The organism is Pedobacter sp. GQ55, assembly GCF_059758925.1.
In genome coordinates this window covers 512,750-525,064 of record NZ_JCAXEI010000001.1, presented here as the reverse complement: position 1 = coordinate 525,064, position 12,315 = coordinate 512,750, and the positions used below count along the sequence as shown (strand labels likewise).

Here is a 12,315-nt window from a genome sequence, read left to right as displayed (position 1 = left end):
ATATGAAATCCATATTTTTCACCTTTTCCCTCTTGCTGCTGATTGGATCAGCTGGCAAAGCCCAGACCTGGGCAGAATTCTTTAAACAGAAAAAAACCCAGCGACGATACCTGGCGCAGCAGGTTGCAGGCCTGCAGGTTTACCTCAGTTTTGCCAGGCAAGGTTACAACATCGTTAAAGATGGGACCAGTACCATCAGTGCTTTAAAAAAAGGAGACTTTAATCTCCACAGCCTACACTTTTCGGGCTTAAAAAATCCAAGTACCAAAATAAAAAAACTAAGCCTGCTCGCTGATATGGTCCTGCTCCAAGGTCGTATACTCAGCCTCAGCGCCAGCTACCTGAAAGAAGCGCTACAGAAAGAAAGTTTTTCTCCTGATGAGCTGTCCTACCAGCAAAGGGTCTTTCAAAAACTCCGTAGCTCCTGTGCGCAGACGATGGAAGAATCTTATCAGCTGACTGCAGACCATCAACTGGAAATCAGCGATGACCAGCGGATCAATCGGCTCAGGGATCTGCATCATCAAATGTTGTCACATCTGGATTTCTGCAAAGATTTTGTGCGGCAAGGTATGTCCCTGGACCAACAAAGGACATCCGAATTAAGGAATATCCATTTGGAGCTACAGTTAAACAACCTCAATACGGCGTTATGAAAATCCTGCTACTCACATTCCTGCTTCAGCTGACCTGTTATTATGGAAAAGGGCAAAGCCAGGAGGTGCAGCAATTGCTGCTGAATGTTGAAAAACTTGACCAGTTTAAAAAAATACTTAAAGACGTGAAAAAAGGTTATACCCTCATCAGTAAGGGTTACAATACCATTCGGGACCTTTCTCAGGGGAACTTCAACTTGCATCGGATCTTTTTAGACGGGCTGATGCAAGTTAGTCCTGCGGTCAGAAAGTATAAAAAGGTGGCCGATATTGTATCCGGTCAGACGATCTTGGTTCACGAATACAAAACCGCTTACCGGCGTTTTCTCCATAGCAGCAATTTCAGCCCTGCTGAGCTGCAGTATATCGCCAGAATCTACGACCGCCTCCTAAAGCAAAGTCTGGACAATCTTGATGACCTGCTGATGGTAGTCACTGCCGGCCGGCTGCGTATGTCAGACCAGGAGCGGCTTGATGCCATTGATCAGATCTATCTGGAGCTGCAGCAAAAGCTCATTTTTCTGAACAAATTCAACACTTCGACCAGTCTTCTTTCCTTGCAGCGCAGTGCAGCGGATCAAGACATTCAATCCAGCCGCGAGCTTTATGGCATCCGGCCCTAGACTTAATCACATGAAAAAAACGACAAAACGACTAGGCCCATTATTTTTCTTACTACTGCCGGCATTTTGCCAGGCACAGGGGCTTGCCCAGGAAATGAATAGCCTGCATAGTGTACTGGACCAACTGTATCAGGAAATGATGCCACTATGTAGTAAACTCATCAGCGTTGCCCAGGGCATTGCCGGTTTTGCAGCCCTTTGGTATATAGGCTCCAGGGTGTGGAGACATATCGCCAATGCAGAGTCCATCAATTTCTATCCCTTGTTTCGCCCCTTTGTGCTGGGCTTTGCCATTATGATCTACCCTTCGGTACTGGGCCTGATCAATGGGGTAATGAAACCTACGGTAACCGCTACTGCGGAAATGATGAGTAGCTCCAACCAGGCGATCGCCAGGCTTCTTAAGGCAAAAGAAAAACAGGTTAAGGCAAGCGAAGCCTGGAAAATGTATATCGGATCAACCGGTGAGGGTGACCGGGACAAGTGGTATAAATACACTTATGACAACCAGGATCCCGCAGAAGAAGGAATCCTGGAAGGCCTGGGCAATGAAGTCCGCTTTGCCATGTCAAAGGCTTCTTACAGTTTCAGAAATTCAGTAAAAGAATGGATGAGTGAAATCCTGCGTGTAGTGTATGAAGCAGCCGCGCTTTGCATCAACACCCTACGGACCTTTAATCTGGTGGTCATGGCCATTCTGGGACCATTGGTGTTCGGGATCGCGGTATTCGATGGCTTTCAAAATACACTGAGTTCCTGGCTGGCACGCTACCTGAACATCTTTTTGTGGTTACCTGTGGCCAATATCTTTGGCAGCATCATCGCAAAAGTGCAGGAGAAAATGCTCATCCTGGATATCGGAGAGATTCAGCAAAATGGGGATACGCTATTTAGCTCTACTGATACCGCTTACCTGATCTTCCTGCTGATTGGCATTGTCGGCTACTTTACCGTTCCCAGTGTTGCCGGTTACATTGTCAATGCCGGCGGAGCTGGCGCCATGACCCAGCAAATTACCAGCATGGTCTCAGGGGCAGCGGCAGGTACAGCCGCAGTTGCCTCCGCGGGTGCCCTTAAAGCAGCCAGCGGCGCACAGCAAGTGATGGGTACAGCGCTCGGTCTTAGCGCTGGCGGCTCAGGCACTGATCTGGGCACGGGCGGATCATCCGGAAAAACCGACAGCTACATGCACAATAAAATACTTGGTTCTTAATTAATCCCAGCGATATGTTTCAGCGAATAAAAAATATTGACACCGCTTTCCGGCAAGTCCGAACCTTCAGCCTGGTGGTTATCTTGGCAAATGTGGCTTTCACTTGCTTCTATACTTACCGCTCAGACCAGCGGGTCACCCGGGCGGAAGACCGTGTACTGATTTTGCTCAACGGCAAGGTGGTCAGTGCCATGAGTTCCAGCAGGAAAGACAACCTGGAGGTAGAAGCCAGGGACCATGTCGCCACCTTTCACCAGCTTTTTTTCAACCTCAGCCCCGACGATCAAGTCATCAAAGAGCACATCACTAAGTCATTGTATCTGGCTGATCAAAGTGCCAAGCATGCCTATGACAATCTGGAGGAGAAAGGCTACTATGCAAGTTTGATTGCTGGAAACATCAATCAATCACTGCAGGTGGATAGCGTTAAAATTGATACCAGAAGCTACCCTTACCCCTTTCGCTGCTATGCCACCCAGCAGATTATCCGCCAGACCAGCCGGCTCTCCAGAACGCTGATTACTTCGGGCCATCTCCGGGAGGTGATTCGCAGTGACAACAATCCCCATGGCTTTCTAATCGAACGCTGGACCACCCTGGAAAACAAAGACCTGCAAACCACACAGCCTTAATCATGAAAAACAACAACGAAGGACACCCCAAAGCAATGCTGCAAGAGGTTATCGCCAGAAACATCAGCACGGCAATTCTAAAGCTGCAAACCCATTGGGCCCATGGAATGAGCTGCTTGTTCAATTGCCTGCCAATGAAAATAAAAATCGCCACGTTGCTATTTGTGGGCATTCTCCTAAGCGCATGGAACATTACACTGCTTAGCAAAAATGGGCTAAAGGGTCAGCCCATTCCTCCTGTTCAAACAAAAAGTGGCCCCATTCCTCAGACCCTGCCCTCAGACAGCTTGTTGCTGATGGAAAAAATTTATGAATCACGTAAAAAACCACAGAAATGAATCAACTACTCAAATCCCCGGAATTTCTTAACAAACGCAGGTTCTTTACTTTCCTGCCTGTTATTATCGTCCCATTTGCCACGCTCCTGTTCGCGCTGCTAGGTGGCGGAAAAGACATTACAAACAATGGAGTTCCCGTTTCTGGCATCAATACCGAACTGCCCGATGCCAGAAACGACACGAAAAATCAGCTCAATAAGATGAGTCTTTATGAAAGGGCAACAGCCGATTCCGATCGGCTTGCCCAGCAGTATAAAACAGATCCTTATAATTCGTCAAATGTCTCATCCGTCCCGGAGACATTTGATCAAGACGCTTTGCTCCCGAACAGGCATCATCGCCCGGAGTCCGGCGAACAACAGGTCTATCAAAAGCTGGAACAGCTTAACAGGGTACTGAATCAACCGGATAAAAAATTTCCGGATCTGATCTCAAAAAGCAATCCGGTCCCTATAGCTGAAAACGCTCCTCAGCTCCAGCAACTCAGCGCTATGATGGACGCCGTGGAAGAAGGAAAGCAAGAAGATCCCGAGCTTGGTCAGCTACATCAAATACTGGAAAAGATCCAGGAGATTCAGCATCCGGAATTGCTAAAGGAAAAAACCAACCCAATTCTGCCCGAAAGTACTAAAAAAACATACACTGCCATCCCTGCCGTCATTGCTAAAAACCAGAAGGTCAAACAAGGTACCGTGGTGGCCTTAACCCTGTTGGATTCAGCAGTCCTGAATGGGCAACACATCCCTAAAGGACACCAGGTTTATGGCAGCTGCGAAATCAACAACCAGCGAATCAGACTACACATTAAAAGCATCGGCCTTGGCTATGCCATCATCCCGGTTGACCTGCAGGTATACGACCTGAAAGACAGTATGGAAGGCATCAATGCACCCGAAGCGGTAATTACTGATGCGCTTAAAGAGGGTTCCGATAATGCCATCCAGGGTCTGCAGCTGATGGGTATGGAGCAGAATTTAAGCACCCAGATTGCAGGCGCAGGTATCACTACTGCCAAGGGATTATTCGGAAAAAAAATAAAGCGCATCAAAGCAAGGCTCAAAGCCGGCTACAAGGTATTGCTAAAAGACAATCAATCATATTAATCAATTAAATCCAAAAATCATGAACAAGAAAAATGTAGAATTCCTGAAAGACCAAATCAAATACACCGGATTTGGCGAAGGCTATGAAAGCCAGCTGAATGAGAAGATCGGCAAAGAACTCAAAGAATTTCAACTTTTAAACCGCACAGAATTCGGCAATGATGTGGTCATCTCCAGGTTAGACTTCAGCCGGTCAGAATCAAGCGATTTATATTTTTTTAACCGCTATGAACTGACTTTCAGACCTGAACGCTCGGCAGAACTGATGAGCCAAACCTTTCAAATCGGCAAGGAGAACAACATCACCCAGAAAGAAGCCTATAACCTGTTAAGCGGAAGGTCAGTTTTCAAAGAATACAGCAAAATGGAAAAAGAGCTTATCCAGGACAAATATATTGCTACAGATGAGAAATATAATGTTTGGACGCAGCTCAACTTTAAGGAAACCGATAAATATGGAAACTACAAATTCCAAACGTTCGGAGACAATTACGGTTTCGATCTCCAGCAAGCATTGAAAAAATTACCAATTGCAGAACTTGGGGAGGAAACCACAGCTGCAAGACTCCTGCAATCGCTTCAAAAAGGCAACCTGCAGTCGGTAAACTTCGTAGAAGATGGTCAGCTGCAACAGCATTTTCTCGCTGCCAACCCTCGATTTAAAAGTATTGATGTATACGACATGAACCTAAATAAATTGTACCACAACCAGCAGCAGTCTAAAGAACAAACAAATTCCGAGACACCATCACTGGAAAACAAAACACCCAGGCCCAGGGTAAAAAAATCCGGTCCAACAATGTCTTAGCAGACAAAAAATCCAACGCTGACGCCAATAATGGCGTCAGCAATTTAACCTAGCCCGAGATGGAAACAACAGCTATTTTAAAACAATTTCTGAAAAAAATCGAACACGATCCGCGAATCAGGACCACACACATTGCCGTTTACATGGCGCTTTATCAACACTGGATTCGAAGCAATCACCCCGCTTTCATCCTGGTAAAAAGCAAGCAGCTCATGCCGCTGGCAAAAGTATCCAGCAGTGCAACCTGGCATAACGCCATCCGGGCCTTAGATGAATATGGCTATATTTGTTATCAGCCCAATTTCAACAGAATGAGTAGTAGCAAAGTGATGATGCTGGGTTTCTCAGGCACGCCATAGCTTAAAGGTAAAAATCAAGGTTTAAGTTTCCTCCTTCCCAGCCAGATGCAAAACCCCGTAACAGGTAAACCTGCAGAAATCAGGCTTGCAAAAAAAACTAGGAATTTCCCGGTTAGCCCCAATGCGTTGCCTGTATGAATATCATAGTTTAGCATACTTAGTTTCTCTCCGTTGTGCTGGTCTTCAAACGTAGCGACTTTAAGAATCTGTCCAGTGTGTCTGTCGTATTGCCGAATTAATGAACGATAGCTCCGTCCGTTGTCGATATAAACATTTAATACTCCTTGTGGATTAATGCCAGGAGGATAGATGTAATAAGCCCTGGCATTAGGCTGGTCGTTCCTCACTTCATTAAATATTTTGTCTATCGGAGGCTGATCCGCCACAAGTGAGGTATCAGATAATACCTGCTTTGGAGTTTCATACGCTACCCCCCCATTGGCTATCCACTGCAGGCTTCGGTCAAACCATTCAAAGGCCATGGCCAAACCCGTAAGTGCAATTATTAAAGCCAAAATCGTGACGTAAAAGCCGCTGATACTATGCAGATCGTAATTTTTTCGCTTCCATTTTGTGGTGCCCTTCCAACGGAACCAATATCTTTTCTTGGCTACGGTTTTATTTTTAGGCCACCAGAGGGCAACCCCTGTAATCAACAGGACCACAAATACCATAGTGGCAATTCCGGTTATCATTTTCCCTACGCCACCAGCAAGCAATAAATTACAGTGGAGCATCAGTACTAGATTAAAAAACTCAAAAGTGTTATCTTCTACCTTAATCACTTCAGCAGTGTAAGGATTAAGATAAGCAGTCTGATGATAGACAACATTATCCCATTCCCATATACCACCCGTTTTGTCCTTATATGCCCTGAACTGATAAGTATCACCTGGCTTAGAACCGGTGGTGAAGCGTCCAATTGTTTTATCCTTTCCAAGAGCTAGTTGGGCCTTTGTCCACAATTCACTGAATGGCTTTCTTGTGGCCCCATTTGCCTTAATATCTAGTTGCCGATGATAAATAATTGGCTTCAACTCATCGGCAAATGCATAGATACAACCAGTTACACCCAGAACAAATACAATGATCCCCGATAGTAGTCCAAGCCACAAATGAAGTTTTCTAATTTGTTTTTTTAGCATTCAGTTTGAAGTCAGTATAAAGCTGCATCATAAATATCAAAAGGTTTATGATACAGCTTTATGTATTTATTTAGAATCTAACGGTTAAGTTGACCGCGAAGTTCGAGGGTCTTTGCGCATTCCATTGCGAATCCCAGTATTTTTTATTGGTCATGTTATTGAACTTTGCACCAATTCTCCATTGCTCACGGTCATAAAACACGGTCGAGTTATACAGTGTGTATTCCGGAGTATAAGCCAGGTTATCTGCTAAACGGAAAGACCGGTCTACATAATTGCCGCCAAATCCAAGTCCAAATCCTTTTAACTGATTCTGAAAAAGATAGGACACCCAGAAATTGGCCACGTTGTTTGGCGAATTCTCTGCTTTATTACCATCCAATGTGAGATCATCAGTTTTCAAAATGCGATTGTTATTATAGGCGTATCCTACAGCTATATTCAGTCCTTCAATCGGATTGGCTATCAATTCAAACTCAGCACCTTTGCTGCGCTGCTTTCCATCCTGTACTGTCAATAATTCCGCGGTAGTCCTGGTTGCATTATTAATCTCAATATTATAATAACTTAATGTAGTGCTCAGTTTTTTATCAAACAGTTCTGCTTTAACCCCTCCTTCAAATTGTCTGGCGAAAATAGGGTCCAGAACCTTTAGCGAACCATCCGGCTGGTTTACCGGAGCCGAATTCTGAAAACCACTCATATAATTCGAGAATACCGACACTTTATCATCGATCAACTGATATACCAATCCAAGTTTTGGTGCCAGTGAGGTCTGTCTGTAACCTTTATCGGTCTCATCAATAGCTTTTCGGTCAAAATGATCTACCCTCAGGCTCAGCAAAGCCGAGAATTTACTGGTAAAATTCACCACGTCACTTACATAAGCGCTTGCTGTGTGCTGGTCCGCAGTCGGATAGTTTTCCATTACCGTTAACTTGTCTATAGTCCCTTTGGTTACAGGGGCAAACTTCCCGGTCACATCTACCTGATCAATAACGTCTACATTAGAGGTAAGGAATTTGCCATTATAGTAACGGTAATTCAGGCCAATCAACATCTTATGCTTGATGGCACCAGTAGCAAAATCACCCGTTAAGTTTTCCTGGATGTTTGTGTAATTGTTGTAGAGCGGGCCATATACAGAAAATGCCCTTGTCACTACCGTTGGTGACATCCACAGCACAGGGCGTTGATAGCTGTGGTCTACATTTTCACCGGTAAAGGAGAATAAAGTTTTCGACTTCCAGTTATCAGCTAACTGGTAATCGGCTACTGCGAAAAACTTGGTCGTATAACCTTTAGCATCGGCATCATCATGGTACAAAGTAGAGCGGTAAGCCAAAGGAATATCCGCAGCGCTTTTAAAATTTGCTGCAGGGTATACAATATGGTTCAATGGCTGCGTATTGTTGAATTTTAACAACTCTGCATCAAAGTTGAAGGTTAAGCGCTCGTTTACACGATAACTCAAACTGGGAGCTACCAGGGTCGTATTGTTAAACCCATAGTCTAAAAAACTTTTCTCTCTGTTTACTGCGGCATTAACCCTGAACAAAACAGTTTTTTCGGAATTAAGTGGTGTATTTACATCCACAGTGATCCTGTTCAGGCCGAAGCTTCCAGTTGTATACGAAAGCTCAGATTTGCTTGCTTCAAATGGTTTTTTAGTGACGACGTTAACCACGCCACCAAAAGAAGCTGCTGAAGCCCCGAACAATGTGCCGGATGGGCCTTTTAGTACTTCTATACGTTCGATATTGGCAACATCAATGCCCGATCTTTCCGTAGTGGTTTCCATACCATTGCGTGCATTGGCACCTATGGAGAATCCTCTGAAACTAACCCCGAAACCTCCTGAGGGATAGATTACCGGCACTGCACCAGTTGCATTACGTATGGCTTCAACGGGAGTAACCACCACCTGTTCTTTCATCAATTCAGAGGTCACTACGTTATACACCTGCGGGTTTTCCAAGTTTTTAAGCTGCATACGAGCAACATACTCAGACTCTTTTGAAGCGAATTTATTCTTTTTGTTGCCACTTACAATAACTTCGCTCAGCTCTTTGGAACTGCTGGAAATTACGAAATCAACTATAGCGTCCTCATTAATCTTGACCTGAACTTTCTGGCTTCCAGCAGCGTAACCCACATAACTTACCTCAACTATGTAATTTCCTCCAGGGATATTTTTGATGATGAAAGTTCCGTCTTCATCGGTATGGGTAGTTCTTAGTCCCTTCACAGTTACTGTTACATTGGATGCCGGCTGGTTATCAGATGTTCGGACAGCGCCGCGGATACTGCCACGATCAGACTGAGTGATCACAATCTGATTCCCAAAACGTTCAAACCGTAAACCCGTTTTGGCATTTAGAGCAAAAAGAAGCTGGTCTATTTTCATTCGTGCCGATTGCAGGCTTACCGGTTGTTCTGCTGCTACAAATTTTTTACTGTAAACAAAACGAAAGGGGGTTTGTGCCTGTACCTGTTCAACAATAGCAGCAAGCGTAATGGTTTTTGAGGAGAGCATTATTTCTGAATCACTATTCTGGGCATAAAGCTGCCCGATGGCACATAATAACGTTACGAATAATGTTAAATATCCTTTAGCTGAAAGGAAACTAAATTTCATATTTTTGATTGTTTTAAAATTGGATTGATTGATCGTCGAATAATTAATTAAATCTGTTTTAAACGCCGGGTTCTGTTCGCGCAGGCCCGGTTTTTATTTAAGTAGTGTTCATTTCTCCTTTTTTGTTTTGAGTTATTTATGGATGTAAATTGTTTTTCCTTGTTGAATAAAATTCAGTTTTCCAGCTTTTTTCAGGAGGGTTAACACCCTTGAAAGCGATTCATTTTCAAATTGTGCAGTGATGAGCTGCTGTGTGTCATTCGCTCTGTTTTTGAATGTAACTCCGTAAAATTGTTCCAGCTCATCGAGTACCTGTGCTACAGGTGTTTCTTTAAACAGAAGGATATTCCTTCTCCATGCATCTGTTTCTGTAGTATCAACGGCAACCGGCTGGCTGATGGCATCCGATACAGGGAAATAGTGCAGCTGCTGCCCGGGCAAAAGCAACTGCGCCTGTTTCCCAGAGCGCTCAAAAGAAATTTTTCCACTATTTAAGGTGATTTCTATTCTAGATTTATGTCGGTCTTGTTTAACATTGAAATGTGTACCTAATACTTTTATCTGACTGGCATTTCCTGTTTTTACTACAAAAGGATGTTTAGCATCTTTTGTAACCATAAAAAAAGCATCTCCTTGCAGCAGTTTTATATTTCTTTCTGAGATAAAACGCTCCGGATAACTAATTGCGGAGCCTCCATTGAGTTCTATTGTGCTGCCATCCGAAAGTATCACTTTTGCTTTTTGCCCCATAGTTGTAGCTGTTGTTCTCCATACGATATGACTTTCAACCTCAGGATTAATCTTGGGCTTGTAATAGTTAAAAAGCAAAGTAAGGACACAAGCAATTAGCAGAGAGGCTGCTATACCCAACTGCCATTTCCTATTGGCTTGCATTTTCTTGTGCGATTCTACTTTTTCGCTGAGTGCTGTTGATGCCCTTTCCTTGATGATCGTGTCTGCTTGGGTTGGAGATGTATTAGGGAGGTCCTCGGACTGCTCCAGCCACTGCTCAACAGCAGCTCGTTCCTGCTCGGTACAGGTTCCATTAAAGTATTTTTCCAGTAGATGATGATTCATACCACTATAGTTACCAAAATGGAACGCCGCACTAAACAAAAAAAGAAATTTCTAGAATTATTATCTTAAATCACTGTCAATCAGACAAAAAAATGAGAATGGGGTTATAAAAAAGTATGGAGCTTTTTTCTGATGCTCTTTAATGCACTTCCAATGTGATATTCAACCATCCCCAAAGAGATGTTCATTTTTTCAGAGATTTGCTTGTGGCTCATGGCATGATTCCGACTCAGCAAAAATATTTCCCTACATGGTTCAGGTAAGGTATTGCAAAATTTAGAAAAATAAGCATTAAGTTCTTTAAATTCCATTTGTATAGCCGGATGCTCGTTGTCCACTGGTTCTGTAGACAGATCTGTGATTTCCAACTTGGCCCTGCTTTTATTACGCATGAAATTGAAAGCCTTTAATTTGGCGGCACCATGCAGGTACTTGGAAATGTCCTGTACATTTATGGTTTCTCTGCGTTTCCAAATGGAAAAGAAAATATCCTGAGCCAATTCCTCTGAATCGATTTCAGAACCAGTATACTTCAAACAAATATGATACACACTATTCCAATATTTTTGAAATAGATCATTAAGTATCCGCTCATCAATAAAAATGCAATCTTTTTCATTTGCCTCGTTAGTATTCAGCATAGTGTTTGATTTGCTGCAAATGTAGTTATTTAGACTTATTATAAATAATTTAAAAAAAATAAACTAGAACCCTTTCCGGCACACTTAAGAAATATGCTTTCTGAAAGCTGTCCAACTAATTCAGGCTATGTCCAAACACTGGTTTTCTCTTCTGGATTAATACCTCTTGCCTGATAAATTTATTTTGTGCTTCAATCAGATTGACTCGTCCTGGATTTACTTGTCGTTTACTATTTCCTAAAGAAACGCTCGGCATTTTGATAATATATTTTGTTTTTTTGCCCTTTAGATAAAAATTTAAGGCGCTCAATTCTAGCAATAACTTTCTTTATGTTTCCATTGTCTGTTCCAAACATGAGCCGATCTATCAATCCTGCCTCAAGAAAACTTTTCATTATCATTGTAAATTGCGCGGTTGGTACAATATCAGGGTTAGAAATCACTGAGATATCTGCATATACTTGATTATGTATTGTCATTATGGCAATTGCTTCTTTAAAATACTGGTCGCCGCTGTGCATGATCCAAACTTTTAATTTCGGAAATTTTAGAAATAGCGGTTCCATTAAACGGGGATCTCCTAATTCCATTTTAAAGTTAGGACTGCCATGATTTGGACCTGCACCACCTGTATGTATTCCAACAGGAAGATTATATTTTTCGGCTAGAGCATAATAAGGAAACAATAAAGAATCGGCTGAAGATATGCCATAATACTGACTTAAAATCTCGCCAAAGTAATCTATTTTTCTATCTTTAATTTGTTGTTCTACCCAAGCGAGCGGGGGCCAGTCTTTTTTATTTTCAAAACAGGGCTGAAGGCTGTAAGGTACACTACCATTTGGACAGGGAAACATCAAACCATACAACAAGCCTATTTGCCTATGTGCTCTGTAGCTGTTTTGTAAGTTCCATGAAGTACTAAGGGCCGCTTTATAAACACCTGCTTCCTTTAATTCCTTTAGTTGTGACACGATGTCATTGCTCCCATGGATATGAACATCAAATATTTTTTGTGCAAGTCCTTTAGAGGCGGGAAAAAATAAACTTGAAAATAGAATTAAGAAAATTAATGTTTTCAT

Annotated in this window: 13 protein-coding genes; 8 read left to right on the top strand and 5 right to left on the bottom strand. The window is 42.9% G+C overall.

Annotated features, from left to right (window positions below):
• Nucleotides 1-2: 2 nt before the first annotated feature.
• Genes AC6CH7_RS02135 through AC6CH7_RS02100 form a run of 8 tightly spaced genes read left to right on the top strand, consistent with a single transcriptional unit; the run spans nucleotide 3 to nucleotide 5,732 of the window.
• Nucleotides 3-656: a hypothetical protein gene (locus tag AC6CH7_RS02135; RefSeq protein ID WP_498261115.1), complete on the top strand. Its 654-nt coding sequence runs from the start codon at nucleotides 3-5 to the stop codon at nucleotides 654-656.
• On the top strand, nucleotides 653-1,279 hold the full coding sequence (locus tag AC6CH7_RS02130; RefSeq protein ID WP_498261114.1) for a TerB family tellurite resistance protein: 627 nt from the start codon (nucleotides 653-655) through the stop codon (nucleotides 1,277-1,279). Before AC6CH7_RS02135 ends, AC6CH7_RS02130 begins: the two co-directional genes overlap by 4 nt.
• A gap of 10 nt (nucleotides 1,280-1,289) precedes the next feature.
• The gene (gene traJ / locus AC6CH7_RS02125) at nucleotides 1,290-2,492 is read left to right on the top strand and encodes a conjugative transposon protein TraJ (protein ID WP_498261113.1); all 1,203 of its coding nucleotides are present in this window, start codon (nucleotides 1,290-1,292) and stop codon (nucleotides 2,490-2,492) included.
• A gap of 14 nt (nucleotides 2,493-2,506) precedes the next feature.
• On the top strand, nucleotides 2,507-3,124 hold the full coding sequence (gene traK / locus AC6CH7_RS02120) for a conjugative transposon protein TraK (protein ID WP_498261112.1): 618 nt from the start codon (nucleotides 2,507-2,509) through the stop codon (nucleotides 3,122-3,124).
• Nucleotides 3,125-3,126: 2 nt separating this feature from the next.
• Complete coding sequence (locus AC6CH7_RS02115; protein WP_498261111.1) at nucleotides 3,127-3,462, top strand: hypothetical protein; 336 nt, start codon at nucleotides 3,127-3,129, stop codon at nucleotides 3,460-3,462.
• A complete protein-coding gene (traM, locus tag AC6CH7_RS02110) occupies nucleotides 3,459-4,565 on the top strand; it encodes a conjugative transposon protein TraM (RefSeq protein ID WP_498261110.1) in 1,107 nt (368 codons plus the stop codon). Before AC6CH7_RS02115 ends, traM begins: the two co-directional genes overlap by 4 nt.
• Nucleotides 4,566-4,584: 19 nt before the next feature.
• Complete coding sequence (locus AC6CH7_RS02105; protein WP_498261109.1) at nucleotides 4,585-5,373, top strand: hypothetical protein; 789 nt, start codon at nucleotides 4,585-4,587, stop codon at nucleotides 5,371-5,373.
• 59 nt (nucleotides 5,374-5,432) lie between these two features.
• Nucleotides 5,433-5,732: a hypothetical protein gene (locus AC6CH7_RS02100; RefSeq protein WP_498261108.1), complete on the top strand. Its 300-nt coding sequence runs from the start codon at nucleotides 5,433-5,435 to the stop codon at nucleotides 5,730-5,732.
• A gap of 14 nt (nucleotides 5,733-5,746) precedes the next feature.
• Here AC6CH7_RS02100 and AC6CH7_RS02095 read toward each other — a convergent pair whose 3' ends face one another.
• From AC6CH7_RS02095 to AC6CH7_RS02075, 5 genes are all read right to left on the bottom strand, one after another.
• Nucleotides 5,747-6,877, bottom strand: a complete 1,131-nt coding sequence (locus AC6CH7_RS02095) for a PepSY-associated TM helix domain-containing protein (RefSeq protein ID WP_498261107.1) — start codon at nucleotides 6,875-6,877, stop codon at nucleotides 5,747-5,749.
• Between the two features lie 70 nt (nucleotides 6,878-6,947).
• The gene (locus AC6CH7_RS02090) at nucleotides 6,948-9,515 is read right to left on the bottom strand and encodes a TonB-dependent siderophore receptor (protein ID WP_498261106.1); all 2,568 of its coding nucleotides are present in this window, start codon (nucleotides 9,513-9,515) and stop codon (nucleotides 6,948-6,950) included.
• Between the two features lie 132 nt (nucleotides 9,516-9,647).
• Nucleotides 9,648-10,592 (bottom strand): FecR family protein, encoded by a 945-nt coding sequence (locus AC6CH7_RS02085; protein WP_498261105.1) that lies wholly within the window; start codon nucleotides 10,590-10,592, stop codon nucleotides 9,648-9,650.
• A gap of 104 nt (nucleotides 10,593-10,696) precedes the next feature.
• Nucleotides 10,697-11,233, bottom strand: coding sequence for a sigma-70 family RNA polymerase sigma factor (locus tag AC6CH7_RS02080; protein WP_498261104.1), 537 nt, complete (start codon nucleotides 11,231-11,233; stop codon nucleotides 10,697-10,699).
• 230 nt (nucleotides 11,234-11,463) lie between these two features.
• On the bottom strand, nucleotides 11,464-12,315 hold the full coding sequence (locus tag AC6CH7_RS02075) for an amidohydrolase family protein (protein WP_498261103.1): 852 nt from the start codon (nucleotides 12,313-12,315) through the stop codon (nucleotides 11,464-11,466).

What these genes read in the sequence shown, in the direction of transcription:
- AC6CH7_RS02115 (WP_498261111.1), top strand. Translation starts at nt 3,127, where the DNA reads ATGAAAAACAACAACGAAGGACACCCCAAAGCAATGCTGCAAGAGGTT.
- AC6CH7_RS02100 (WP_498261108.1), top strand. Translation starts at nt 5,433, where the DNA reads ATGGAAACAACAGCTATTTTAAAACAATTTCTGAAAAAAATCGAACAC.
- traK (WP_498261112.1), top strand. Translation starts at nt 2,507, where the DNA reads ATGTTTCAGCGAATAAAAAATATTGACACCGCTTTCCGGCAAGTCCGA.
- AC6CH7_RS02135 (WP_498261115.1), top strand. Translation starts at nt 3, where the DNA reads ATGAAATCCATATTTTTCACCTTTTCCCTCTTGCTGCTGATTGGATCA.
- AC6CH7_RS02105 (WP_498261109.1), top strand. Translation starts at nt 4,585, where the DNA reads ATGAACAAGAAAAATGTAGAATTCCTGAAAGACCAAATCAAATACACC.
- traM (WP_498261110.1), top strand. Translation starts at nt 3,459, where the DNA reads ATGAATCAACTACTCAAATCCCCGGAATTTCTTAACAAACGCAGGTTC.
- AC6CH7_RS02085 (WP_498261105.1), bottom strand. Translation starts at nt 10,592, where the DNA reads ATGAATCATCATCTACTGGAAAAATACTTTAATGGAACCTGTACCGAG.
- AC6CH7_RS02130 (WP_498261114.1), top strand. Translation starts at nt 653, where the DNA reads ATGAAAATCCTGCTACTCACATTCCTGCTTCAGCTGACCTGTTATTAT.
- AC6CH7_RS02095 (WP_498261107.1), bottom strand. Translation starts at nt 6,877, where the DNA reads ATGCTAAAAAAACAAATTAGAAAACTTCATTTGTGGCTTGGACTACTA.
- AC6CH7_RS02075 (WP_498261103.1), bottom strand. Translation starts at nt 12,315, where the DNA reads ATGAAAACATTAATTTTCTTAATTCTATTTTCAAGTTTATTTTTTCCC.
- AC6CH7_RS02090 (WP_498261106.1), bottom strand. Translation starts at nt 9,515, where the DNA reads ATGAAATTTAGTTTCCTTTCAGCTAAAGGATATTTAACATTATTCGTA.
- traJ (WP_498261113.1), top strand. Translation starts at nt 1,290, where the DNA reads ATGAAAAAAACGACAAAACGACTAGGCCCATTATTTTTCTTACTACTG.
- AC6CH7_RS02080 (WP_498261104.1), bottom strand. Translation starts at nt 11,233, where the DNA reads ATGCTGAATACTAACGAGGCAAATGAAAAAGATTGCATTTTTATTGAT.